Origin of the sequence: Pseudonocardia sp. Ae717_Ps2 (assembly GCF_001932475.1) — a bacterium.
Classification (GTDB): Bacteria; Actinomycetota; Actinomycetes; order Mycobacteriales; family Pseudonocardiaceae; genus Pseudonocardia.
On sequence record NZ_MCIS01000023.1, the window covers coordinates 1 to 22578 of the forward strand.

At 68.7% G+C, this 22578-nt stretch carries 37 protein-coding genes; 26 read left to right on the top strand and 11 right to left on the bottom strand.

Going from position 1 to position 22578, the window contains the following annotated elements:
* Window positions 1–22: 22 nt before the first annotated feature.
* Window positions 23–757: a GntR family transcriptional regulator gene (locus tag Ae717Ps2_RS34475; RefSeq protein WP_075334491.1), complete on the bottom strand. Its 735-nt coding sequence runs from the start codon at window positions 755–757 to the stop codon at window positions 23–25.
* A gap of 157 nt (window positions 758–914) precedes the next feature.
* Between Ae717Ps2_RS34475 and Ae717Ps2_RS34480 the strand changes: the two genes are divergently transcribed.
* The 8 genes from Ae717Ps2_RS34480 to Ae717Ps2_RS37935 all read left to right on the top strand — a co-directional run bounded on the left by Ae717Ps2_RS34480 (window position 915) and on the right by Ae717Ps2_RS37935 (window position 4883).
* On the top strand, window positions 915–1115 hold the full coding sequence (locus Ae717Ps2_RS34480) for a hypothetical protein (protein WP_075334841.1): 201 nt from the start codon (window positions 915–917) through the stop codon (window positions 1113–1115).
* Between the two features lie 2 nt (window positions 1116–1117).
* On the top strand, window positions 1118–1327 hold the full coding sequence (locus tag Ae717Ps2_RS34485) for a hypothetical protein (protein WP_143510893.1): 210 nt from the start codon (window positions 1118–1120) through the stop codon (window positions 1325–1327).
* Complete coding sequence (locus Ae717Ps2_RS34490) at window positions 1327–1521, top strand: hypothetical protein (RefSeq protein ID WP_075334489.1); 195 nt, start codon at window positions 1327–1329, stop codon at window positions 1519–1521. The genes Ae717Ps2_RS34485 and Ae717Ps2_RS34490 overlap by 1 nt, the downstream gene beginning before the upstream one ends.
* Before the next feature lie 104 nt (window positions 1522–1625).
* Window positions 1626–1910 (top strand): hypothetical protein, encoded by a 285-nt coding sequence (locus Ae717Ps2_RS34495; protein WP_198932398.1) that lies wholly within the window; start codon window positions 1626–1628, stop codon window positions 1908–1910.
* A gap of 297 nt (window positions 1911–2207) precedes the next feature.
* Complete coding sequence (locus tag Ae717Ps2_RS34500) at window positions 2208–2846, top strand: hypothetical protein (protein WP_075334964.1); 639 nt, start codon at window positions 2208–2210, stop codon at window positions 2844–2846.
* Window positions 2847–3027: 181 nt separating this feature from the next.
* Window positions 3028–3213 (top strand): hypothetical protein, encoded by a 186-nt coding sequence (locus Ae717Ps2_RS34505; protein ID WP_075334965.1) that lies wholly within the window; start codon window positions 3028–3030, stop codon window positions 3211–3213.
* A 573-nt stretch (window positions 3214–3786) separates the two neighbouring features.
* Window positions 3787–4284 (top strand): hypothetical protein, encoded by a 498-nt coding sequence (locus tag Ae717Ps2_RS34510; protein ID WP_075334966.1) that lies wholly within the window; start codon window positions 3787–3789, stop codon window positions 4282–4284.
* A gap of 218 nt (window positions 4285–4502) precedes the next feature.
* On the top strand, window positions 4503–4883 hold the full coding sequence (locus Ae717Ps2_RS37935) for a hypothetical protein (RefSeq protein ID WP_075334967.1): 381 nt from the start codon (window positions 4503–4505) through the stop codon (window positions 4881–4883).
* 530 nt (window positions 4884–5413) lie between these two features.
* Here the strand turns inward: Ae717Ps2_RS37935 and Ae717Ps2_RS37940 are convergent.
* The 5 genes from Ae717Ps2_RS37940 to Ae717Ps2_RS40815 all read right to left on the bottom strand — a co-directional run bounded on the left by Ae717Ps2_RS37940 (window position 5414) and on the right by Ae717Ps2_RS40815 (window position 6970).
* A complete protein-coding gene (locus tag Ae717Ps2_RS37940) occupies window positions 5414–5575 on the bottom strand; it encodes a hypothetical protein (RefSeq protein WP_158071651.1) in 162 nt (53 codons plus the stop codon).
* 160 nt (window positions 5576–5735) lie between these two features.
* On the bottom strand, window positions 5736–6029 hold the full coding sequence (locus tag Ae717Ps2_RS37100) for a hypothetical protein (RefSeq protein ID WP_144276135.1): 294 nt from the start codon (window positions 6027–6029) through the stop codon (window positions 5736–5738).
* 209 nt (window positions 6030–6238) lie between these two features.
* Window positions 6239–6568, bottom strand: a complete 330-nt coding sequence (locus Ae717Ps2_RS34520; RefSeq protein WP_075334968.1) for a UTRA domain-containing protein — start codon at window positions 6566–6568, stop codon at window positions 6239–6241.
* Window positions 6532–6804, bottom strand: coding sequence for a hypothetical protein (locus Ae717Ps2_RS38670; RefSeq protein WP_143510663.1), 273 nt, complete (start codon window positions 6802–6804; stop codon window positions 6532–6534). Before Ae717Ps2_RS38670 ends, Ae717Ps2_RS34520 begins: the two co-directional genes overlap by 37 nt.
* Complete coding sequence (locus tag Ae717Ps2_RS40815; RefSeq protein WP_075334969.1) at window positions 6695–6970, bottom strand: GntR family transcriptional regulator; 276 nt, start codon at window positions 6968–6970, stop codon at window positions 6695–6697. The genes Ae717Ps2_RS38670 and Ae717Ps2_RS40815 overlap by 110 nt, the downstream gene beginning before the upstream one ends.
* Before the next feature lie 156 nt (window positions 6971–7126).
* Here Ae717Ps2_RS40815 and Ae717Ps2_RS34530 point away from each other — a divergent pair, with 156 nt between their 5' ends.
* The 6 genes from Ae717Ps2_RS34530 to Ae717Ps2_RS34560 all read left to right on the top strand — a co-directional run bounded on the left by Ae717Ps2_RS34530 (window position 7127) and on the right by Ae717Ps2_RS34560 (window position 11329).
* Window positions 7127–7540 (top strand): hypothetical protein, encoded by a 414-nt coding sequence (locus Ae717Ps2_RS34530; RefSeq protein WP_075334490.1) that lies wholly within the window; start codon window positions 7127–7129, stop codon window positions 7538–7540.
* 207 nt (window positions 7541–7747) lie between these two features.
* On the top strand, window positions 7748–8233 hold the full coding sequence (locus Ae717Ps2_RS34540) for a DUF3307 domain-containing protein (RefSeq protein WP_075334488.1): 486 nt from the start codon (window positions 7748–7750) through the stop codon (window positions 8231–8233).
* Window positions 8234–8505: 272 nt separating this feature from the next.
* A complete protein-coding gene (locus Ae717Ps2_RS34545) occupies window positions 8506–9213 on the top strand; it encodes a hypothetical protein (protein ID WP_144276136.1) in 708 nt (235 codons plus the stop codon).
* A 99-nt stretch (window positions 9214–9312) separates the two neighbouring features.
* Complete coding sequence (locus Ae717Ps2_RS37945; RefSeq protein WP_158071652.1) at window positions 9313–9519, top strand: hypothetical protein; 207 nt, start codon at window positions 9313–9315, stop codon at window positions 9517–9519.
* A gap of 749 nt (window positions 9520–10268) precedes the next feature.
* Window positions 10269–10733 carry a protein rep gene (locus Ae717Ps2_RS34555; RefSeq protein ID WP_144276137.1) on the top strand — a complete coding sequence of 155 codons (465 nt, stop codon included), beginning with the start codon at window positions 10269–10271 and terminating at the stop codon, window positions 10731–10733.
* A complete protein-coding gene (locus Ae717Ps2_RS34560) occupies window positions 10730–11329 on the top strand; it encodes a hypothetical protein (RefSeq protein WP_075334533.1) in 600 nt (199 codons plus the stop codon). Before Ae717Ps2_RS34555 ends, Ae717Ps2_RS34560 begins: the two co-directional genes overlap by 4 nt.
* Before the next feature lie 279 nt (window positions 11330–11608).
* Here the strand turns inward: Ae717Ps2_RS34560 and Ae717Ps2_RS34565 are convergent, their stop codons facing one another.
* The 3 genes from Ae717Ps2_RS34565 to Ae717Ps2_RS34575 form a co-directional block, all read right to left on the bottom strand.
* Window positions 11609–12268 carry a hypothetical protein gene (locus Ae717Ps2_RS34565; protein WP_143510659.1) on the bottom strand — a complete coding sequence of 220 codons (660 nt, stop codon included), beginning with the start codon at window positions 12266–12268 and terminating at the stop codon, window positions 11609–11611.
* Window positions 12269–12478: 210 nt separating this feature from the next.
* Window positions 12479–12808, bottom strand: coding sequence for a UTRA domain-containing protein (locus tag Ae717Ps2_RS34570; protein WP_075334968.1), 330 nt, complete (start codon window positions 12806–12808; stop codon window positions 12479–12481).
* Entirely contained in the window at window positions 12772–13212 is a 441-nt protein-coding gene (locus tag Ae717Ps2_RS34575) for a GntR family transcriptional regulator (protein ID WP_075334974.1), read from the bottom strand. Before Ae717Ps2_RS34575 ends, Ae717Ps2_RS34570 begins: the two co-directional genes overlap by 37 nt.
* A 157-nt stretch (window positions 13213–13369) precedes the next feature.
* Here Ae717Ps2_RS34575 and Ae717Ps2_RS34580 point away from each other — a divergent pair, with 157 nt between their 5' ends.
* From Ae717Ps2_RS34580 to Ae717Ps2_RS34605, 6 genes are all read left to right on the top strand, one after another.
* On the top strand, window positions 13370–13783 hold the full coding sequence (locus tag Ae717Ps2_RS34580) for a hypothetical protein (protein WP_075334490.1): 414 nt from the start codon (window positions 13370–13372) through the stop codon (window positions 13781–13783).
* Entirely contained in the window at window positions 13783–13974 is a 192-nt protein-coding gene (locus Ae717Ps2_RS34585) for a hypothetical protein (protein WP_075334975.1), read from the top strand. The genes Ae717Ps2_RS34580 and Ae717Ps2_RS34585 overlap by 1 nt, the downstream gene beginning before the upstream one ends.
* A gap of 19 nt (window positions 13975–13993) precedes the next feature.
* The gene (locus Ae717Ps2_RS34590) at window positions 13994–14479 is read left to right on the top strand and encodes a DUF3307 domain-containing protein (protein WP_075334976.1); all 486 of its coding nucleotides are present in this window, start codon (window positions 13994–13996) and stop codon (window positions 14477–14479) included.
* A gap of 83 nt (window positions 14480–14562) precedes the next feature.
* Window positions 14563–15765 (top strand): hypothetical protein, encoded by a 1203-nt coding sequence (locus Ae717Ps2_RS34595; protein WP_075334977.1) that lies wholly within the window; start codon window positions 14563–14565, stop codon window positions 15763–15765.
* A 750-nt stretch (window positions 15766–16515) separates the two neighbouring features.
* Window positions 16516–16695 carry a hypothetical protein gene (locus tag Ae717Ps2_RS34600; protein ID WP_075334500.1) on the top strand — a complete coding sequence of 60 codons (180 nt, stop codon included), beginning with the start codon at window positions 16516–16518 and terminating at the stop codon, window positions 16693–16695.
* 118 nt (window positions 16696–16813) lie between these two features.
* Entirely contained in the window at window positions 16814–17575 is a 762-nt protein-coding gene (locus Ae717Ps2_RS34605) for a hypothetical protein (protein WP_143510673.1), read from the top strand.
* Window positions 17576–18150: 575 nt separating this feature from the next.
* Here the strand turns inward: Ae717Ps2_RS34605 and Ae717Ps2_RS34610 are convergent.
* Together Ae717Ps2_RS34610 and Ae717Ps2_RS34615 are read right to left on the bottom strand one after the other, a co-directional pair.
* Window positions 18151–18516 carry a hypothetical protein gene (locus Ae717Ps2_RS34610; protein WP_144276138.1) on the bottom strand — a complete coding sequence of 122 codons (366 nt, stop codon included), beginning with the start codon at window positions 18514–18516 and terminating at the stop codon, window positions 18151–18153.
* Between the two features lie 210 nt (window positions 18517–18726).
* The gene (locus Ae717Ps2_RS34615) at window positions 18727–19332 is read right to left on the bottom strand and encodes a GntR family transcriptional regulator (protein ID WP_144276139.1); all 606 of its coding nucleotides are present in this window, start codon (window positions 19330–19332) and stop codon (window positions 18727–18729) included.
* A 287-nt stretch (window positions 19333–19619) separates the two neighbouring features.
* On the opposite strand from Ae717Ps2_RS34615, the gene Ae717Ps2_RS34620 reads away from it, so the two are divergent.
* The 6 genes from Ae717Ps2_RS34620 (at window position 19620) to Ae717Ps2_RS34635 (ending at window position 21931) form a co-directional block, all read left to right on the top strand.
* Window positions 19620–19820 carry a hypothetical protein gene (locus Ae717Ps2_RS34620; RefSeq protein WP_075334979.1) on the top strand — a complete coding sequence of 67 codons (201 nt, stop codon included), beginning with the start codon at window positions 19620–19622 and terminating at the stop codon, window positions 19818–19820.
* Between the two features lie 87 nt (window positions 19821–19907).
* Window positions 19908–20033 carry a hypothetical protein gene (locus Ae717Ps2_RS39995; RefSeq protein WP_255407991.1) on the top strand — a complete coding sequence of 42 codons (126 nt, stop codon included), beginning with the start codon at window positions 19908–19910 and terminating at the stop codon, window positions 20031–20033.
* Window positions 20034–20054: 21 nt separating this feature from the next.
* Window positions 20055–20228 carry a hypothetical protein gene (locus tag Ae717Ps2_RS37950; protein WP_158071621.1) on the top strand — a complete coding sequence of 58 codons (174 nt, stop codon included), beginning with the start codon at window positions 20055–20057 and terminating at the stop codon, window positions 20226–20228.
* A 15-nt stretch (window positions 20229–20243) separates the two neighbouring features.
* Window positions 20244–20621, top strand: a complete 378-nt coding sequence (locus Ae717Ps2_RS34625) for a hypothetical protein (RefSeq protein ID WP_075334980.1) — start codon at window positions 20244–20246, stop codon at window positions 20619–20621.
* A gap of 192 nt (window positions 20622–20813) precedes the next feature.
* Window positions 20814–21710, top strand: a complete 897-nt coding sequence (locus Ae717Ps2_RS34630) for a hypothetical protein (RefSeq protein ID WP_075334981.1) — start codon at window positions 20814–20816, stop codon at window positions 21708–21710.
* Window positions 21641–21931 carry a hypothetical protein gene (locus Ae717Ps2_RS34635; protein ID WP_075334982.1) on the top strand — a complete coding sequence of 97 codons (291 nt, stop codon included), beginning with the start codon at window positions 21641–21643 and terminating at the stop codon, window positions 21929–21931. Before Ae717Ps2_RS34630 ends, Ae717Ps2_RS34635 begins: the two co-directional genes overlap by 70 nt.
* Window positions 21932–22578: the final 647 nt, after the last annotated feature.

The following is a 22578-nucleotide window of genomic DNA, read 5'->3' on the forward strand; positions in this document are numbered from 1 at the left end:
TCTGCCGCGATTGGCCAGGAACCTACATCGCCACTGTGTAGGTCTGCTCTGCTCGATCACCAGTTGCTACGAAGGTGCTGGTTTCCAGCTCGATCTGGCTCGCGTCGCGCGTGGTCCGCAGCGTGATCAGCACGGGTACGCCAGGCGGGATCGACATGACGTCCCGTTCGTCCGGGTCAGGCATCCGAGTGCTCACTCGTTCGGTTGTCTGTGCAGGCTGGTATCCGGCCTCGCGCATGAACGAGTACAGGTCGGTCCGCTCGTGGGCGTCCTTGTCGGCCGGGTCGTACCCGGTCTCTGAGTGGATTCGCGCACCTACCTCGCCTGGGAGCCACTGATCGTGCAGCAACACGATGTGGCGGCCCTTGTAGTACCGCCGGACTCGGTGGACAACCCGATCCCCCCGGCCAATGCCGAGGCGCTGCGCTACTTCGTGGTTCGCGACGTCGTAGGACGCCTCGACGGTCTCGATCTTTGAGTCATCCCCGGTGGTGCTCCCCCACGCGGGATGCGCGTCTCCGGGCTGGCTGTGCATGTCCACGGTGCCGAGGTCGCGCACGACTGTTCCGACACCTGACAGCGGCGTCACCAGGCCCTCGTTGGCAAGGGCCGACACCGCGCTGCGCACGGTCTCCCGCGCTACCTCGTACGTCGCCATCAACTCGGGGAGTGCGGGGAGGGTCGACCCCGGCGGATAGGTGCCGTTGGTGATCCTTTCTCGCAGCTCGCGGGCGATCTTCTCGTACTTCCGGGCCATCGTCTGACCTCCTCTGATTCATACGTCTAGACCTTTGAGGGGACTCATGCTACGGTAGTTCTATCAGTCCAGACGTCCAGACCTTCGAGGCTGCGAACTGAGGACAAGAACCACAGGACGGTCTGGCCCCGGAGTGGCGGATCGAAAAACATGGGAGATGCGCATGTCGAACCAGGGCCCGATGAACTTCAAGATCGACCCGACGAGTTTCACGATGGTGATGGTCATGGACCTGGCGCCGAAGCTGAAGTTCGGCAGCGACACCGATCAGGAGTGCTTGCGGAACGGCACCCCGAAGTGGGTTGCCCAGGTCACGGTGGGTTCCAGGCGTTCGGGCGGCCGTCGTTTTCGGTGCTGAACGTGACGATCGCGTCGCACGAGGACCCGCGCCACGGGTTTCAGCCCGGGATGCCCTGCGAGCTGGTCGGCTTCGAGGTCGGCGTGATGGACAAGACGATCAAGGACAAGAACACCGGTGAGGACAAGGTCGTCGGGGCGCAGGTCTACTACCGCGCCGACGCGATCCGCCCGATCGGCGGCTCGGGCCGGAAGAACGAGCAGGCCGCGTGATGGCGGGCCGCCGGTGGCCGGTGCTCGACGGCCAGATGGGCCTCGTGCTGGTGGTGCTGACCTGCACCTCGTGCCAGCACGCCGAGGAGATCCCGGACGACGGCGGCCGCCTGCCGGATCAGTGCCCCCGCTGCGACGGCTGGGCTTTCACCGGCGCACTCGTGTCGACCACCTCCACCGCTGTCGCTAGCTGATCAAGGAGCAAAGGCATGTCCGAGCGGATCGCGATCACCGTCCTGACGGCGCTGGGGGCCTGCTGGGTCATCACGGCGGGGACTACTTGGCCCAGGACGACTGCATGTCGGCCCACAAGCAGCACCGCACCGGGCAGGGTCGCCGGGAACTTGCTCTGCACGCCTCCACCTATGCCGCGGCGCAGGCCGTCACGAAGTGGGCGTTCTACCGGACTGCCGGTGTCCGGGTCCCGTGGCTGGCCCAGCTCACCGGCGTGGTGGCGGAGGGCGTGGTGCATGCGGTGATCGATGACGGCCGTCTGCTCGCTCGGTTTGCCGCGATCCCGGGTCGCCAGCGTGACGAGCACGGCGCCCGGATCGGCCGACAAGCGGTTCCACGGCCTGGCTGATCACGGAGTGAACGGTCGCGCCCTGATGGATCAGGCCGTCCACCACCAGGTGCAGATCCCTGTTGGTGTCGCCGTCACTACCGGTCGCCGCCCTCATCGCCCGCTGAGCAACTGACCCCCGCTCGACCACGGCCCCGGCCCGGAGAACCCCCTCCGGACCGGGGCCGTCTTCACGACAGGAGCACTGATCATGTGGAGCAGGCAGCGCGCCGAGGATCGGGCCGCCCGCGAGTTCGTCGACCGGCTGGTGAACCGTGGCGCCGGGTCTGTGAGCGGGTTCCGGGGCTCTCGCACACGGTGCAGGTCGCCTCCGGCACCACGATCGTCATCCCGACCCTGGCCCGGGCGGACCTGTCGGGGCCGGACCCGGTGCTGGTGGTGCGCAAGATCCACGGCCAGCTCATCGAGGACTTCCGTGCTGACGAGGCGTCGCGGCGGATCGCGGCGGCGCTGGGCTATGACCGGATCCGGGTCTACCCGCGCGGATCGGAGTGGGTCCGGATCGAGCTGCTGATCGGCGACCCCTCGACGGCGAGGTCCCGGCTCCGTTGGCCGGCCGCGGGCTGTCGGTCTCCGACGTGGAGATCACCATCGCCCGAGACGAGCTCGGCAACCCTCTGCCCAGTCTGGGTGGAGGGGCCGCACGTCTGCATTCAGGGCGCGACCCGCTCGGGCAAGAGCGTGTGGTGCTATTCGGCGCTGGCGCAGCTCGCCCGCCTCGACGATGTCCTGATCGCGGGGTCTGACCTGTCTGGGTTGCTTCTGGGCCGTCCCTACGTGGGTACCCGGCACCACGAGTGGCAGGCCACCGGGTCGGCCGACGTTGAGGCACACCGGGATCTGCTGGTCCGCCTGGTCGCGGAGATGGACACCCGGATCCGGAACCTGCCGCCTCGCCGGGACAAGTTACCCGCTTCCATGCCGGGTTCCCGCTGATCGTGGTCGTGCTCGAAGAGTTCGCCGGGCTGCTGCGCCTGGCGTCGACGGCCGGTCGAGAAGGGCCAGCCGAAGATGCGTGAGCAGCTCCTCGCGCTCTACGGCCGCCTGGTCTCCGAGGGACACAAGGCGGGCCTGCGGCTGATGGTGGTTCACCAGCGCGCGGACGCGACCGTCGTCGGTGGTTTTCGAGCGCGGTCAGCTCGGCCTGCGGATCAGCTTCCGGCTCGACGACCCGGAGGCCCTGGTGATGCTCCACGGCCAGTCCGCCCGCGATCACCTCGAGGAGCACCAGCTCGCCCCGCCCGGGGTCGCGCTGGTCCAGGCACCGCCCGGCCGTTGGGCCGGGTCCGCGGACCGCGGCTGATGGGCCCCTCGGAGGACGCCGACTACGCCCGCTACTGGGACGAGATCGCGGACGGCGCGGCGCGCCTCCACGAGGTAGCGGCCTGATCAGGCCAGAGTTAGCAACCAGGTCGACACAGAAGTGAGCCCCCAGGACTGGCATCCCGGGGGCCCGCACGTCGGCCGGAAATGGTCACCCTGCGAAGCGATCGGAGCACCGGCCAACGTGGCTACCCACAGCGTACCTAGAGCCCCCCAGCGCGGCGCTACGCGACGAGGGCACTTCCCCACCCCGGAAACAGGCAGCGGCTCGCCCCAGCGGCTCCACAGCCCGTCTCGACGCCTGCCCTTCCTCGATATAGGCCGCTTGAAGGCTGGGCAGGTTCAGTCAAGGGTCGAAGATCGCGGAGCGACGGCGCAGCCGCCCTTGACGGGTTCTGATCAGCATTCGATCCTCGGCCGTTCGAGGGAGGGCACCACGCCCTCGCAGCTGGCACCGGACCGTTTGTCGGCGTCGCCGTAGGTGTGCGCTTGGCAGTGCCGGGCCCGGCCCGCCGGCCGGAGGCTGAGGCGGGCCGGTGCCCGGCTCTGCCGGGTGCCGGACACGGCCGTCGTCGTCGTGGCGGTGTGCGGTGACGGCCGCGCTGGCTTCGGTGCGCCTTCGGCGGCCGCGCTTGGTAACGACGCGAAAAGTGCGGCCACCGCAGGTCAGGACCACGCGGGGGCCTTCTGGGACCGCCAGGATCAGGCGCTACGCGACAAGTACCGGGCTCGCCGGGAGCTGGCCGCGATCACGAGCCTGTCGCGGGTCAAGAAGTGCGGTCGGGTCTCGACCAACGAGGGTGGAGAGGTTCTCGTTGCACCACACGCCCGGACCGGAGGGGGAACCGGGCACCGCAGGCTTCGGCGGCCTGGCGACCTGCGGCAGCGTGTGGGCGTGCCCGGTGTGCTCGGCCAAGATAGTGCGCGCCGCTCGAAGGATCTCGAACAGCTGATCAACTGGAACGCCCGACCGGGGGGGCAGGTCGCACTGCTGACCCTGACGATGCGCCACCACCGGGGCCACAGCCTGCCGAACTTCGCCGAGCGCTGAGCGGCGCGTGGCGACACCTCACACAGTCGCGGGGGTGGAAGCGGTGGAAGACGGACCTGGACATGGACTATGTCGGGGAGTGGAGGGCACCCACACGACTCAACGGCTGGCACCTCACATCCACGCCCTGTTGATCTTCCCGACCGATGTGAGCGCGGATTCCTGCTCTGACCTGCGAGGTCTACACCCGCTGGGCCGCGGGGCTGGCGAAGAAGGGCATGAGCGCCACCGCCGAGCACGGCATCGACGTGCGGGTCGGTAACGGCGCGGTGGAGAAGATGGGCAAGTACATCTCGAAGCTGGCCTTCGAGACCGCCGGTGGCCGGTGGAAGCGCGGCAAGCGCGGCTCCCGCACGCCGTTCCAGATCCTCGCCGACGCGATCGACACCGGCAACGAGCGCGACGTCGCGCTCTGGCAGGAGTGGGAACAGGGCAGCCACGGCATGCAGCAGCTCGTGTGGTCCAACGGCCTCAAGCAGCGCTGCGGGGTCACCGAGGTCAAGGACGAGGAGATCGCCGAAGAAGACGGAGGTGGAGAGCTGGCAGGAGTCCTCCGGCCCGGAGCTGGAAGAAGATCTACCCGGTCGCGGAGGACCTGATCATCGCGACTCGCCACGGCGGAGTTCCCGCCGCGCGCGCCTGGCTCGACGCCCGGGGCCTGGCTTCGGAGTTCGAGGCTGACACCACCGAACGCCGCCGTCCAGCTCGACCCGGAGACGCCCCGTTTGCGTGGCTCAAAGCCGCGCTCGCGGCCGAAGACCCCGAAAGCGCCGGGAACGGCGCCGGAGCTACTACCGGCCCGCTACGGCGCTCTGAGGGCGACGGCCAGGACCGCCAGGACCGCAGGACCTATGCATCATCTGATGATCTTCGCAGGGGCGTGGTCTGGGTGGGCGCCTCCGGCGGACCCAAGTTAGGCGTTTTCCTAAGGAAACGCCGTGTCGTCGATACGACGACGATGCAGCTGAACACGGTGGGTGGCTACGCGGCCTTCAAGACCATGTGATGCATAGGTGCGGTGGTGCGGTGGTGCGGTGGTGCGGTGGTGCGGTGGTGCATTTGATCTTGATCTGGGTCAGTGACGGGCTGTGGTCAGAGGACGCGCCAGCGCTCGTGTGCGGCCTGCGGCTCATCGACGTGGCGGCGCCGATCTTGGCCCAGGAGATCCCGGCTTGGCGCGCTTCGCGTACGGGTCGGTGAGGGCGTCGTTCGCTCGGCGGGCAGCGGCGGCTGCGGTACCGGCGACGGCAGCGGCCTCGACTAGACGAGCTCCGGGGTCGGGCTCGGGCACCGCCTGGTCCTCGACGACGACGGCCGCGGCTTCCGGCGCGGCCGTCGGCTCGACCGGCTTGGGCGCTTGCTCGGCCGCCGTCGCTGTGGACGCTCAGATGCTCCCTGCGGCTCGGCGGGGCGGCGGGGGTGTCTTGGTTGGGTCCGGGGCCGACAGCGGCTCAGGGAGCCACTGACCGACGTGGGCATCCCACTCGGGGGCAGGACCTCCCGGGTCTGAGCCCGGTACCGGCGGGTCGCAGAGGCTGCTCGCGGGCACCGGGGGCGGTGCGCAGCTGGCCGGACCACCCGCACGAGCACGACGCGTACCGCACGTGCACTTCCACGGTGTCGTTGCTGATCGGCTCGTCGTCCTGCCCGGCGACGATCCCCAGCGCGTGACCCTCGTGCTCACCGGCAGCCGGATGCGTGGTGGTGACGTTCCAGGGGCCGCTCAAGTCCTTCACGGGAGCCATTTGTCAGTCATCCTTCCTTGACACTGTCAGTCAGCTTGCCTGGCGAAATAACCAATCGTCAAGATAGCCTGACAATTAACTGTCAGGACAGCTTGGCAATGCTGTCAAGAAGCCCTGACGTTGCCAGTCAGGTATTACTGACAACTGATGAGTGCCGGACTGGCCGGCCAACCGCGGCGATGGGGGCTCTGCCGCGATTGGCCAGGAACCTACATCGCCACTGTGTAGGTCTGCTCTGCTCGATCACCAGTTGCTACGAAGGTGCTGGTTTCCAGCTCGATCTGGCTCGCGTCGCGCGTGGTCCGCAGCGTGATCAGCACGGGTACGCCAGGCGGGATCGACATGACGTCCCGTTCGTCCGGGTCAGGCATCCGAGTGCTCACTCGTTCGGTTGTCTGTGCAGGCTGGTATCCGGCCTCGCGCATGAACGAGTACAGGTCGGTCCGCTCGTGGGCGTCCTTGTCGGCCGGGTCGTACCCGGTCTCTGAGTGGATTCGCGCACCTACCTCGCCTGGGAGCCACTGATCGTGCAGCAACACGATGTGGCGGCCCTTGTAGTACCGCCGGACTCGGTGGACAACCCGATCCCCCGGCCAATGCCGAGGCGCTGCGCTACTTCGTGGTTCGCGACGTCGTAGGACGCCTCGACGGTCTCGATCTTTGAGTCATCCCCGGTGGTGCTCCCCCACGCGGGATGCGCGTCTCCGGGCTGGCTGTGCATGTCCACGGTGCCGAGGTCGCGCACGACTGTTCCGACACCTGACAGCGGCGTCACCAGGCCCTCGTTGGCAAGGCGACACCGCGCTGCGCACGGTCTCCCGCGCTACCTCGTACGTCGCCATCAACTCGGGGAGTGCGGGGAGGGTCGACCCCGGCGGATAGGTGCCGTTGGTGATCCTTTCTCGCAGCTCGCGGGCGATCTTCTCGTACTTCCGGGCCATCGTCTGACCTCCTCTGATTCATACGTCTAGACCTTTGAGGGGACTCATGCTACGGTAGTTCTATCAGTCCAGACGTCCAGACTTCGAGGCTGCGAACTGAGGACAAGAACCACAGGACGGTCTGGCCCCGGAGTGGCGGATCGAAAAACATGGGAGATGCGCATGTCGAACCAGGGCCCGATGAACTTCAAGATCGACCCGACGAGTTTCACGATGGTGATGGTCATGGACCTGGCGCCGAAGCTGAAGTTCGGCAGCGACACCGATCAGGAGTGCTTGCGGAACGGCACCCCGAAGTGGGTTGCCCAGGTCACGGTGGGGTTCCAGGCGTTCGGGCGGCCGTCGTTTTCGGTGCTGAACGTGACGATCGCGTCGCACGAGGACCCGCGCCACGGGTTTCAGCCCGGGATGCCCTGCGAGCTGGTCGGCTTCGAGGTCGGCGTGATGGACAAGACGATCAAGGACAAGAACACCGGTGAGGACAAGGTCGTCGGGGCGCAGGTCTACTACCGCGCCGACGCGATCCGCCCGATCGGCGGCTCGGGCCGGAAGAACGAGCAGGCCGCGTGATGGCGGGCCGCCGGTGGCCGGTGCTCGACGGCCAGATGGGCCTCGTGCTGGTGGTGCTGACCTGCACTCGTGCCAGCACGCCGAGGAGATCCCGGACGACGGCGGCCGCCTGCCGGATCAGTGCCCCGCTGCGACGGCTGGGCTTTCACCGGCGCACTCGTGTCGACCACCTCCACCGCTGTCGCTAGCTGATCAAGGAGCAAAGGCATGTCCGAGCGGATCGCGATCACCGTCCTGACGGCGCTGGGGGCCCTGCTGGGTCATCACGGCGGGGACTACTTGGCCCAGGACGACTGCATGTCGGCCCACAAGCAGCACCGCACCGGGCAGGGTCGCCGGGAACTTGCTCTGCACGCCTCCACCTATGCCGCGGCGCAGGCCGTCACGAAGTGGGCGTTCTACCGGACTGCCGGTGTCCGGGTCCCGTGGCTGGCCCAGCTCACCGGCGTGGTGGCGGAGGGCGTGGTGCATGCGGTGATCGATGACGGCCGTCTGCTCGCTCGGTTTGCCGCGATCCCGGGTCGCCAGCGTGACGAGCACGGCGCCCGGATCGGCCGACAGAAGCGGTTCCACGGCCTGGCTGATCACGGAGTGAACGGTCGCGCCCTGATGGATCAGGCCGTCCACCACCAGGTGCAGATCCCTGTTGGTGTCGCCGTCACTACCGCGGTCGCCGCCCTCATCGCCCGCTGAGCAACTGACCCCCGCTCGACCACGGCCCCGGCCCGGAGAACCCCCTCCCGGACCGGGGCCGTCTTCACGACAGGAGCACTGATCATGTGGAGCAGGCAGCGCGCCGAGGATCGGGCCGCCCGCGAGTTCGTCGACCGGCTGGTGAACCCGTGGCGCCGGGTCTGTGAGCGGGTTCCGGGGCTCTCGCACACGGTGCAGGTCGCCTCCGGCACCACGATCGTCATCCCGACCCTGGCCGGGCGGACCTGTCGGGGCCGGACCCGGTGCTGGTGGTGCGCAAGATCCACGGCCAGCTCATCGAGGACTTCCGTGCTGACGAGGCGTCGCGGCGGATCGCGGCGGCGCTGGGCTATGACCGGATCCGGGTCTACCCGCGCGGATCGGAGTGGGTCCGGATCGAGCTGCTGATCGGCGACCCCCTCGACGGCGAGGTCCCGGCTCCGTTGGCCGGCCGCGGGCTGTCGGTCTCCGACGTGGAGATCACCATCGCCCGAGACGAGCTCGGCAACCCTCTGCGCCAGTCCTGGGTGGAGGGGCCGCACGTCTGCATTCAGGGCGCGACCCGCTCGGGCAAGAGCGTGTGGTGCTATTCGGCGCTGGCGCAGCTCGCCCGCCTCGACGATGTCCTGATCGCGGGGTCTGACCTGTCTGGGTTGCTTCTGGGCCGTCCCTACGTGGGTACCCGGCACCACGAGTGGCAGGCCACCGGGTCGGCCGACGTTGAGGCACACCGGGATCTGCTGGTCCGCCTGGTCGCGGAGATGGACACCCGGATCCGGAACCTGCCGCCTCGCCGGGACAAGTTCACCCGCTTCCATGCCGGGTTCCCGCTGATCGTGGTCGTGCTCGAAGAGTTCGCCGGGCTGCTGCGCCTGGCGTCGACGGCCCCGGTCGAGAAGGGCCAGCCGAAGATGCGTGAGCAGCTCCTCGCGCTCTACGGCCGCCTGGTCTCCGAGGGACACAAGGCGGGCCTGCGCTGATGGTGGTCACCCAGCGCGGACGCGACCGTCGTCGGTGGTTTCGAGCGCGGTCAGCTCGGCCTGCGGATCAGCTTCCGGCTCGACGACCCGGAGGCCCTGGTGATGCTCCACGGCCAGTCCGCCCGCGATCACCTCGAGGAGCACCAGCTCGCCCCGCCCGGGGTCGCGCTGGTCCAGGCACCCGCCCGGCCGTTGGGCCGGGTCCGCGGACCGCGGCTGATGGGCCCCTCGGAGGACGCCGACTACGCCCGCTACTGGGACGAGATCGCGGACGGCGCGGCGCGCCTCCACGAGGTAGCGGCCTGATCAGGCCAGAGTTAGCAACCAGGTCGACACAGAAGTGAGCCCCCAGGACTGGCATCCCGGGGGCCCGCACGTCGGCCGGAAATGGTCACCCTGCGAAGCGATCGGAGCACCGGCCAACGTGGCTACCCACAGCGTACCTAGAGCCCCCCAGCGCGGCGCTACGCGACGAGGGCACTTCCCCACCCCGGAAACAGGCAGCGGCTCGCCCCAGCGGCTCCACAGCCCGTCTCGACGCCTGCCCTTCCTCGATATAGGCCGCTTGAAGGCTGGGCAGGTTCAGTCAAGGGTCGAAGATCGCGGAGCGACGGCGCAGCCGCCCTTGACGGGTTCTGATCAGCATTCGATCCTCGGCCGGTTCGAGGGAGGGCACCACGCCCTCGCAGCTGGCACCGGACCGTTTGTCGGCGTCGCCGTAGGTGTGCGCTTGGCAGTGCCGGGCCCGGCCCGCCGGCCGGAGGCTGAGGCGGGCCGGTGCCCGGCTCTGCCGGGTGCCGGACACGGCCGTCGTCGTCGTGGCGGTGTGCGGTGACGGCCGCGCTGGCTTCGGTGCGCCCTTCGGCGGCCGCGCTTGGTAACGACGCGAAAAGTGCGGCCACCGCAGGTCAGGACCACGCGGGGGCCTTCTGGGACCGCCAGGATCAGGCGCTACGCGACAAGTACCGGGCTCGCCGGGAGCTGGCGCGATCACGAGCCTGTCGCGGGTCAAGAAGTGCGGTCGGGTCTCGACCAACGAGGGTGGAGAGGTCTCGTTGCACCACACGCCCGGACCGGAGGGGGAACCGGGCACCGCAGGCTTCGGCGGCCTGGCGACCTGCGGCAGCGTGTGGGCGTGCCCGGTGTGCTCGGCCAAGATCAGTGCGCGCCGCTCGAAGGATCTCGAACAGCTGATCAACTGGAACGCCGACCGGGGGGGCACGGTCGCACTGCTGACCCTGACGATGCGCCACCACCGGGGCCACAGCCTGCGCGAACTTCGCCGAGCGCTGAGCGCGGCGTGGCGACACCTCACACAGTCGCGGGGGTGGAAGCGGTGGAAGACGGACCTGGACATGGACTATGTCCGGGGAGTGGAGGGCACCCACACCGACCTCAACGGCTGGCACCTCCACATCCACGCCCTGTTGATCTTCCCGACCGATGTGAGCGCGGAGATTCCTGCTCTGACTGCGAGGTCTACACCCGCTGGGCCGCGGGGCTGGCGAAGAAGGGCATGAGCGCCACCGCCGAGCACGGCATCGACGTGCGGGTCGGTAACGGCGCGGTGGAGAAGATGGGCAAGTACATCTCGAAGCTGGCCTTCGAGACCGCCGGTGGCCGGTGGAAGCGCGGCAAGCGCGGCTCCCGCACGCCGTTCCAGATCCTCGCCGACGCGATCGACACCGGCAACGAGCGCGACGTCGCGCTCTGGCAGGAGTGGGAACAGGGCAGCCACGGCATGCAGCAGCTCGTGTGGTCCAACGGCCTCAAGCAGCGCTGCGGGGTCACCGAGGTCAAGGACGAGGAGATCGCCGAAGAAGACGGAGGTGGAGAGCTGGCAGGAGTCCTCCCGGCCCGGAGCTGGAAGAAGATCTACCCGGTCGCGGAGGACCTGATCATCGCGACTCGCCACGGCGGAGTTCCCGCCGCGCGCGCCTGGCTCGACGCCCGGGGCCTGGCCTTCGAGTTCGAGGCTGACACCACCGAACGCGCCGTCCAGCTCGACCCCGGAGACGCCCCGTTTGCGTGGCTCAAAGCCGCGCTCGCGGCCGAAGACCCCGAACAGCGCCGGGAACGGCGCCGGAGCTACTACCGGCCCGCTACGGCGCTCTGAGGGCGACGGCCAGGACCGCCAGGACCGCCAGGACCTATGCATCATCTGATGATCTTCGGCCAGGGGCGTGGTCTGGGTGGGCGCCTCCGGCGGACCCAAGTTAGGCGTTTTCCTAAGGAAACGCCGTGTCGTCGATACGACGACGATGCAGCTGAACACGGTGGGTGGCTACGCGGCCTTCAAGACCATGTGATGCATAGGTGCGGTGGTGCGGTGGTGCGGTGGTGCGGTGGTGCGGTGGTGCATTTGATCTTGATCTGGGTCAGTGACGGGCTGTGGTCAGAGGACGCGCCAGCGCTCGTGTGCGGCCTGGCGGCTCATCGACGTGGCGGCGCCGATCTTGGCCCAGGAGATCCCGGCTTGGCGCGCTTCGCGTACGGCGTCGGTGAGGGCGTCGTTCGCTCGGCGGGCAGCGGCGGCTGCGGTACCGGCGACGGCAGCGGCCTCGACTAGACGAGCTCCGGGGTCGGGCTCGGGCACCGCCTGGTCCTCGACGACGACGGCCGCGGCTTCCGGCGCGGCCGTCGGCTCGACCGGCTTGGCGCGCTTGCTCGGCCGCCGTCGCTGTGGACGCTCAGATGCTCCCTGCGGCTCCGGCGGGGCGGCGGGGGTGTCTTCGGTTGGGTCCGGGGCCGACAGCGGCTCAGGGAGCCACTGACCGACGTGGGCATCCCACTCGGGGCGCAGGACCTCCCGGGTCTGAGCCCGGTACCGGCGGGTCCGCAGAGGCTGCTCGCGGGCACCGGGGGCGGTGCGCAGCTGGCCGGACCACCCGCACGAGCACGACGCGTACCGCACGTGCACTTCCACGGTGTCGTTGCTGATCGGCTCGTCGTCCTGCCCGGCGACGATCCCCAGCGCGTGACCCTCGTGCTCACCGGCAGCCGGATGCGTGGTGGTGACGTTCCAGGGGCCGCTCAAGTCCTTCACGGGAGCCATTTGTCAGTCATCCTTCCTTGACACTGTCAGTCAAGCTTGCCTGGCGAAATAACCAATCGTCAAGATAGCCTGACAATTAACTGTCAGGACAGCTTGGCAATGCTGTCAAGAAGCCCTGACGTTGCCAGTCAGGTATTACTGACAACTGATGAGTGCCGGACTGGCCGGCCAACCGCGGCGATGGGGGCTCTGCCGCGATTGGCCAGGAACCTACATCGCCACTGTGTAGGTCTGCTCTGCTCGATCACCAGTTGCTACGAAGGTGCTGGTTTCCAGCTCGATCTGGCTCGCGTCGCGCGTGGTCCGCAGCGTGATCAGCACGGGTACGCCAGGCGGGATCGACATGACGTCCCGTTCGTCCGGGTCAGGCATCCGAGTGCTCACTCGTTCGGTTGTCTGTGCAGGCTGGTATCCGGCCTCGCGCATGAACGAGTACAGGTCGGTCCGCTCGTGGGCGTCCTTGTCGGCCGGGTCGTACCCGGTCTCTGAGTGGATTCGCGCACCTACCTCGCCTGGGAGCCACTGATCGTGCAGCAACACGATGTGGCGGCCCTTGTAGTACCGCCGGACTCGGTGGACAACCCGATCCCCCGGCCAATGCCGAGGCGCTGCGCTACTTCGTGGTTCGCGACGTCGTAGGACGCCTCGACGGTCTCGATCTTTGAGTCATCCCCGGTGGTGCTCCCCCACGCGGGATGCGCGTCTCCGGGCTGGCTGTGCATGTCCACGGTGCCGAGGTCGCGCACGACTGTTCCGACACCTGACAGCGGCGTCACCAGGCCCTCGTTGGCAAGGGCCGACACCGCGCTGCGCACGGTCTCCCGCGCTACCTCGTACGTCGCCATCAACTCGGGGAGTGCGGGGAGGGTCGACCCCGGCGGATAGGTGCCGTTGGTGATCCTTTCTCGCAGCTCGCGGGCGATCTTCTCGTACTTCCGGGCCATCGTCTGACCTCCTCTGATTCATACGTCTAGACCTTTGAGGGGACTCATGCTACGGTAGTTCTATCAGTCCAGACGTCCAGACCTTCGAGGCTGCGAACTGAGGACAAGAACCACAGGACGGTCTGGCCCCGGAGTGGCGGATCGAAAAACATGGGAGATGCGCATGTCGAACCAGGGCCCGATGAACTTCAAGATCGACCCGACGAGTTTCACGATGGTGATGGTCATGGACCTGGCGCCGAAGCTGAAGTTCGGCAGCGACACCGATCAGGAGTGCTTGCGGAACGGCACCCCGAAGTGGGTTGCCCAGGTCACGGTGGGGTTCCAGGCGTTCGGGCGGCCGTCGTTTTCGGTGCTGAACGTGACGATCGCGTCGCACGAGGACCCGCGCCACGGGTTTCAGCCCGGGATGCCCTGCGAGCTGGTCGGCTTCGAGGTCGGCGTGATGGACAAGACGATCAAGGACAAGAACACCGGTGAGGACAAGGTCGTCGGGGCGCAGGTCTACTACCGCGCCGACGCGATCCGCCCGATCGGCGGCTCGGGCCGGAAGAACGAGCAGGCCGCGTGATGGCGGGCCGCCGGTGGCCGGTGCTCGACGGCCAGATGGGCCTCGTGCTGGTGGTGCTGACCTGCACCTCGTGCCAGCACGCCGAGGAGATCCCGGACGACGGCGGCCGCCTGCCGGATCAGTGCCCCCGCTGCGACGGCTGGGCTTTCACCGGCGCACTCGTGTCGACCACCTCCACCCGCTGTCGCTAGCTGATCAAGGAGCAAAGGCATGTCCGAGCGGATCGCGATCACCGTCCTGACGGCGCTGGGGGCCCTGCTGGGTCATCACGGCGGGGACTACTTGGCCCAGGACGACTGCATGTCGGCCCACAAGCAGCACCGCACCGGGCAGGGTCGCCGGGAACTTGCTCTGCACGCCTCCACCTATGCCGCGGCGCAGGCCGTCACGAAGTGGGCGTTCTACCGGACTGCCGGTGTCCGGGTCCCGTGGCTGGCCCAGCTCACCGGCGTGGTGGCGGAGGGCGTGGTGCATGCGGTGATCGATGACGGCCGTCTGCTCGCTCGGTTTGCCGCGATCCCGGGTCGCCAGCGTGACGAGCACGGCGCCCGGATCGGCCGACAGAAGCGGTTCCACGGCCTGGCTGATCACGGAGTGAACGGTCGCGCCCTGATGGATCAGGCCGTCCACACCCAGGTGCAGATCCCTGTTGGTGTCGCCGTCACTACCGCGGTCGCCGCCCTCATCGCCCGCTGAGCAACTGACCCCCGCTCGACCACGGCCCCGGCCCGGAGAACCCCTCCCGGACCGGGGCCGTCTTCACGACAGGAGCACTGATCATGTGGAGCAGGCAGCGCGCCGAGGATCGGGCCGCCCGCGAGTTCGTCGACCGGCTGGTGAACCCGTGGCGCCGGGTCTGTGAGCGGGTTCCGGGGCTCTCGCACACGGTGCAGGTCGCCTCCGGCACCACGATCGTCATCCCGACCCTGGCCCGGGCGGACCTGTCGGGGCCGGACCCGGTGCTGGTGGTGCGCAAGATCCACGGCCAGCTCATCGAGGACTTCCGTGCTGACGAGGCGTCGCGGCGGATCGCGGCGGCGCTGGGCTATGACCGGATCCGGGTCTACCCGCGCGGATCGGAGTGGGTCCGGATCGAGCTGCTGATCGGCGACCCCCTCGACGGCGAGGTCCCGGCTCCGTTGGCCGGCCGCGGGCTGTCGGTCTCCGACGTGGAGATCACCATCGCCCGAGACGAGCTCGGCAACCCTCTGCGCCAGTCCTGGGTGGAGGGGCCGCACGTCTGCATTCAGGGCGCGACCCGCTCGGGCAAGAGCGTGTGGTGCTATTCGGCGCTGGCGCAGCTCGCCCGCCTCGACGATGTCCTGATCGCGGGGTCTGACCTGTCTGGGTTGCTTCTGGGCCGTCCCTACGTGGGTACCCGGCACCACGAGTGGCAGGCCACCGGGTCGGCCGACGTTGAGGCACACCGGGATCTGCTGGTCCGCCTGGTCGCGGAGATGGACACCCGGATCCGGAACCTGCCGCCTCGCCGGGACAAGTTCACCCGCTTCCATGCCGGGTTCCCGCTGATCGTGGTCGTGCTCGAAGAGTTCGCCGGGCTGCTGCGCCTGGCGTCGACGGCCCCGGTCGAGAAGGGCCAGCCGAAGATGCGTGAGCAGCTCCTCGCGCTCTACGGCCGCCTGGTCTCCGAGGGACACAAGGCGGGCCTGCGGCTGATGGTGGTCACCCAGCGCGCGGACGCGACCGTCGTCGGTGGTTTCGAGCGCGGTCAGCTCGGCCTGCGGATCAGCTTCCGGCTCGACGACCCGGAGGCCCTGGTGATGCTCCACGGCCAGTCCGCCCGCGATCACCTCGAGGGCACCAGCTCGCCCCGCCCGGGGTCGCGCTGGTCCAGCACCCGCCCGGCCGTTGGGCCGGGTCCGCGGACCGCGGCTGATGGGCCCCTCGGAGGACGCCGACTACGCCCGCTACTGGGACGAGATCGCGGACGGCGCGGCGCGCTCCACGAGGTAGCGGCCTGATTCAGGCCAGAGTTAGCAACCAGGTCGACACAGAAGTGAGCCCCCAGGACTGGCATCCCGGGGGCCCGCACGTCGGCCGGAAATGGTCACCCTGCGAAGCGATCGGAGCACCGGCCAACGTGGCTACCCACAGCTACCTAGAGCCCCCCCAGCGCGGCGCTACGCGACGAGGGCACTTCCCCACCCCGGAAACAGGCAGCGGCTCGCCCCAGCGGCTCCACAGCCCGTCTCGACGCCTGCCCTTCCTCGATATAGGCCGCTTGAAGGCTGGGCAGGTTCAGTCAAGGGTCGAAGATCGCGGAGCGACGGCGCAGCCGCCCTTGACGGGTTCTGATCAGCATTCGATCCTCGGCCGGTTCGAGGGAGGGCACCACGCCCTCGCAGCTGGCACCGGACCGTTTGTCGGCGTCGCCGTAGGTGTGCGCTTGGCAGTGCCGGGCCCGGCCCGCCGGCCGGAGGCTGAGGCGGGCCGGTGCCCGGCTCTGCCGGGTGCCGGACACGGCCGTCGTCGTCGTGGCGGTGTGCGGTGACGGCCGCGCTGGCTTCGGTGCGCCCTTCGGCGGCCGCGCTTGGTAACGACGCGAAAAGTGCGGCCACCGCAGGTCAGGACCACGCGGGGCCTTCTGGGACCGCCAGGATCAGGCGCTACGCGACAAGTACCGGGCTCGCCGGGAGCTGGCCGCGATCACGAGCCTGTCGCGGGTCAAGAAGTGCGGTCGGGTCTCGACCAACGAGGGTGGAGAGGTCTCGTTGCACCACACGCCCGGACCGGAGGGGGAACCGGGCACCGCAGGCTTCGGCGGCCTGGCGACCTGCGGCAGCGTGTGGGCGTGCCCGGTGTGCTCGGCCAAGATCAGTGCGCGCCGCTCGAAGGATCTCGAACAGCTGATCAACTGGAACGCCGACCGGGGGGCACGGTCGCACTGCTGACCCTGACGATGCGCCACCACCGGGGCCACAGCCTGCGCGAACTTCGCCGAGCGCTGAGCGCGGCGTGGCGACACCTCACACAGTCGCGGGGGTGGAAGCGGTGGAAGACGGACCTGACATGGACTATGTCCGGGGAGTGGAGGGCACCCACACCGACCTCAACGGCTGGCACCTCCACATCCACGCCCTGTTGATCTTCCCGACCGATGTGAGCGCGGAGATTCCTGCTCTGACCTGCGAGGTCTACACCCGCTGGGCCGCGGGGCTGGCGAAGAAGGGCATGAGCGCCACCGCCGAGCACGGCATCGACGTGCGGGTCGGTAACGGCGCGGTGGAGAAGATGGGCAAGTACATCTCGAAGCTGGCCTTCGAGACCGCCGGTGGCCGGTGGAAGCGCGGCAAGCGCGGCTCCCGCACGCCGTTCCAGATCCTCGCCGACGCGATCGACACCGGCAACGAGCGCGACGTCGCGCTCTGGCAGGAGTGGGAACAGGGCAGCCACGGCATGCAGCAGCTCGTGTGGTCCAACGGCCTCAAGCAGCGCTGCGGGGTCACCGAGGTCAAGGACGAGGAGATCGCCGAAGAAGACGGAGGTGGAGAGCTGGCAGGAGTCCTCCCGGCCCGGAGCTGGAAGAAGATCTACCCGGTCGCGGAGGACCTGATCATCGCGACTCGCCACGGCGGAGTTCCCGCCGCGCGCGCCTGGCTCGACGCCCGGGGCCTGGCCTTCGAGTTCGAGGCTGACACCACCGAACGCGCCGTCCAGCTCGACCCCGGAGACGCCCCGTTTGCGTGGCTCAAAGCCGCGCTCGCGGCCGAAGACCCCGAACAGCGCCGGGAACGGCGCCGGAGCTACTACCGGCCCGCTACGGCGCTCTGAGGGCGACGGCCAGGACCGCCAGGACCGCCAGGACCTATGCATCATCTGATGATCTTCGGCCAGGGGCGTGGTCTGGGTGGGCGCCTCCGGCGGACCCAAGTTAGGCGTTTTCCTAAGGAAACGCCTGTCGTCGATACGACGACGATGCAGCTGAACACGGTGGGTGGCTACGCGGCCTTCAAGACCATGTGATGCATAGGTGCGGTGGTGCGGTGGTGCGGTGGTGCGGTGGTGCGGTGGTGCATTTGATCTTGATCTGGGTCAGTGACGGGCTGTGGTCAGAGGACGCGCCAGCGCTCGTGTGCGGCCTGGCGGCTCATCGACGTGGCGGCGCCGATCTTGGCCCAGGAGATCCCGGCTTGGCGCGCTTCGCGTACGGCGTCGGTGAGGGCGTCGTTCCGCTCGGCGGGCAGCGGCGGCTGCGGTACCGGCGACGGCAGCGGCCTCGACTAGACGAGCTCCGGGGTCGGGCTCGGGCACCGCCTGGTCCTCGACGACGACGGCCGCGGGCTTCCGGCGCGGCCGTCGGCTCGACCGGCTTGGCGCGCTTGCTCGGCCGCCGTCGCTGTGGACGCTCAGATGCTCCCTGCGGCTCCGGCGGGGCGGCGGGGGTGTCTTCGGTTGGGTCCGGGGCCGACAGCGGGCTCAGGGAGCCACTGACCGACGTGGGCATCCCACTCGGGGCGCAGGACCTCCCGGGTCTGAGCCCGGTACCGGCGGGTCCGCAGAGGCTGCTCGCGGGCACCGGGGGCGGTGCGCAGCTGGCCGGACCACCCGCACGAGCACGACGCGTACCGCACGTGCACTTCCACGGTGTCGTTGCTGATCGGCTCGTCGTCCTGCCCGGCGACGATCCCCAGCGCGTGACCCTCGTGCTCACCGGCAGCCGGATGCGTGGTGGTGACGTTCCAGGGGCCGCTCAAGTCCTTCACGGGAGCCATTTGTCAGTCATCCTTCCTTGACACTGTCAGTCAAGCTTGCCTGGCGAAATAACCAATCGTCAAGATAGCCTGACAATTAACTGTCAGGACAGCTTGGCAATGCTGTCAAGAAGCCCTGACGTTGCCAGTCAGGTATTACTGACAACTGATGAGTGCCGGACTGGCCGGCCAACCGCGGCGATGGGGGCTCTGCCGCGATTGGCCAGGAACCTACATCGCCACTGTGTAGGTCTGCTCTGCTCGATCACCAGTTGCTACGAAGGTGCTGGTTTCCAGCTCGATCTGGCTCGCGTCGCGCGTGGTCCGCAGCGTGATCAGCACGGGTACGCCAGGCGGGATCGACATGACGTCCCGTTCGTCCGGGTCAGGCATCCGAGTGCTCACTCGTTCGGTTGTCTGTGCAGGCTGGTATCCGGCCTCGCGCATGAACGAGTACAGGTCGGTCCGCTCGTGGGCGTCCTTGTCGGCCGGGTCGTACCCGGTCTCTGAGTGGATTCGCGCACCTACCTCGCCTGGGAGCCACTGATCGTGCAGCAACACGATGTGGCGGCCCTTGTAGTACCGCCGGACTCGGTGGACAACCCGATCCCCCCGGCCAATGCCGAGGCGCTGCGCTACTTCGTGGTTCGCGACGTCGTAGGACGCCTCGACGGTCTCGATCTTTGAGTCATCCCCGGTGGTGCTCCCCCACGCGGGATGCGCGTCTCCGGGCTGGCTGTGCATGTCCACGGTGCCGAGGTCGCGCACGACTGTTCCGACACCTGACAGCGGCGTCACCAGGCCCTCGTTGGCAAGGGCCGACACCGCGCTGCGCACGGTCTCCCCGCGCTACCTCGTACGTCGCCATCAACTCGGGGAGTGCGGGAGGGTCGACCCCGGCGGATAGGTGCCGTTGGTGATCCTTTCTCGCAGCTCGCGGGCGAATCTTCTCGTACTTCCGGGCCATCGTCTGACCTCCTCTGATTCATACGTCTAGACCTTTGAGGGGACTCATGCTACGGTAGTTCTATCAGTCCAGACGTCCAGACCTTCGAGGCTGCGAACTGAGGACAAGAACCACAGGACGGTCTGGCCCCGGAGTGGCGGATCGAAAAACATGGGAGATGCGCATGTCGAACCAGGGCCCGATGAACTTCAAGATCGACCCGACGAGTTTCACGATGGTGATGGTCATGGACCTGGCGCCGAAGCTGAAGTTCGGCAGCGACACCGATCAGGAGTGCTTGCGGAACGGCACCCCGAAGTGGGTTGCCCAGGTCACGGTGGGGTTCCAGGCGTCGGGCGGCCGTCGTTTTCGGTGCTGAACGTGACGATCGCGTCGCACGAGGACCCGCGCCACGGGTTTCAGCCCGGGATGCCCTGGCGAGCTGGTCGGCTTCGAGGTCGGCGTGATGGACAAGACGATCAAGGACAAGAACACCGGTGAGGACAAGGTCGTCGGGGCGCAGGTCTACTACCGCGCCGACGCGATCCGCCCGATCGGCGGCTCGGGCCGGAAGAACGAGCAGGCCGCGTGATGGCGGGGCCGCCGGTGGCCGGTGCTCGACGGCCAGATGGGCCTCGTGCTGGTGGTGCTGACCTGCACCTCGTGCCAGCACGCCGAGGAGATCCCGGACGACGGCGGCCGCCTGCCGGATCAGTGCCCCCGCTGCGACGGCTGGGCTTTCACCGGCGCACTCGTGTCGACCACCTCCACCGCTGTCGCTAGCTGATCAAGGAGCAAAGGCATGTCCGAGCGGATCGCGATCACCGTCCTGACGGCGCTGGGGGCCCTGCTGGGTCATCACGGCGGGGACTACTTGGCCCAGGACGACTGCATGTCGGCCCACAAGCAGCACCGCACCGGGCAGGGTCGCCGGGAACTTGCTCTGCACGCCTCCACCTATGCCGCGGCGCAGGCCGTCACGAAGTGGGCGTTCTACCGGACTGCCGGTGTCCGGGTCCCGTGGCTGGCCCAGCTCACCGGCGTGGTGGCGGAGGGCGTGGTGCATGCGGTGATCGATGACGGCCGTCTGCTCGCTCGGTTTGCCGCGATCCCGGGTCGCCAGCGTGACGAGCACGGCGCCCGGATCGGGCCGACAGAAGCGGTTCCACGGCCTGGCTGATCACGGAGTGAACGGTCGCGCCCTGATGGATCAGGCGTCCACCACCAGGTGCAGATCCCTGTTGGTGTCGCCGTCACTACCGCGGTCGCCGCCCTCATCGCCCGCTGAGCAACTGAACCCCGCTCGACCACGGCCCCGGCCCGGAGAACCCCCTCCCGGACCGGGGCCGTCTTCACGACAGGAGCACTGATCATGTGGAGCAGGCAGCGCGCCGAGGATCGGGCCGCCCGCGAGTTCGTCGACCGGCTGGTGAACCCGTGGCGCCGGGTCTGTGAGCGGGTTCCGGGGCTCTCGCACACGGTGCAGGTCGCCTCCGGCACCACGATCGTCATCCCGACCCTGGCCCGGGCGGACCTGTCGGGGCCGGACCCGGTGCTGGTGGTGCGCAAGATCCACGGCCAGCTCATCGAGGACTTCCGTGCTGACGAGGCGTCGCGGCGGATCGCGGCGGCGCTGGGCTATGACCGGATCCGGGTCTACCCGCGCGGATCGGAGTGGGTCCGGATCGAGCTGCTGATCGGCGACCCCCTCGACGGCGAGGTCCCGGCTCCGTTGGCCGGCCGCGGGCTGTCGGTCTCCGACGTGAGATCACCATCGCCCGAGACGAGCTCGGGCAACCCTCTGCGCCAGTCCTGGGTGGAGGGGCCGCACGTCTGCATTCAGGGCGCGACCCGCTCGGGCAAGAGCGTGTGGTGCTATTCGGCGCTGGCGCAGCTCGCCCGCCTCGACGATGTCCTGATCGCGGGGTCTGACCTGTCTGGGTTGCTTCTGGGCCGTCCCTACGTGGGTACCCGGCACCACGAGTGGCAGGCCACCGGGTCGGCCGACGTTGAGGCACACCGGGATCTGCTGGTCCGCCTGGTCGCGGAGATGGACACCCGGATCCGGAACCTGCCGCCTCGCCGGGACAAGTTCACCCGCTTCCATGCCGGGTTCCCGCTGATCGTGGTCGTGCTCGAAGAGTTCGCGGGCTGCTGCGCCTGGCGTCGACGGCCCCGGTCGAGAAGGGCCAGCCGAAGATGCGTGAGCAGCTCCTCGCGCTCTACGGCCGCCTGGTCTCCGAGGGACACAAGGCGGGCCTGCGGCTGATGGTGGTCACCCAGCGCGCGGACGCGACCGTCGTCGGTGGTTTCGAGCGCGGTCAGCTCGGCCTGCGGATCAGCTTCCGGCTCGACGACCCGGAGGCCCTGGTGATGCTCCACGGCCAGTCCGCCCGCGATCACCTCGAGGAGCACCAGCTCGCCCCGCCCGGGGTCGCGCTGGTCCAGGCACCCGCCGGCCGTTGGGCCGGGTCCGCGGACCGCGGCTGATGGGCCCCTCGGAGGACGCCGACTACGCCCGCTACTGGGACGAGATCGCGGACGGCGCGGCGCGCCTCCACGAGGTAGCGGCCTGATCAGGCCAGAGTTAGCAACCAGGTCGACACAGAAGTGAGCCCCCAGGACTGGCATCCCGGGGGCCCGCACGTCGGCCGGAAATGGTCACCCTGCGAAGCGATCGGAGCACCGGCCAACGTGGCTACCCACAGCGTACCTAGAGCCCCCCAGCGCGGCGCTACGCGACGAGGGCACTTCCCCACCCCGGAAACAGGCAGCGGCTCGCCCCAGCGGCTCCACAGCCCGTCTCGACGCCTGCCCTTCCTCGATATAGGCCGCTTGAAGGCTGGGCAGGTTCAGTCAAGGGTCGAAGATCGCGGAGCGACGGCGCAGCCGCCCTTGACGGGTTCTGATCAGCATTCGATCCTCGGCCGGTTCGAGGGAGGGCACCACGCCCTCGCAGCTGGCACCGGACCGTTTTGTCGGCGTCGCCGTAGGTGTGCGCTTGGCAGTGCCGGGCCCGGCCCGCCGGCCGGAGGCTGAGGCGGGCCGGTGCCCGGCTCTGCCGGGTGCCGGACACGGCCGTCGTCGTCGTGGCGGTGTGCGGTGACGGCCGCGCTGGCTTCGGTGCGCCCTTCGGC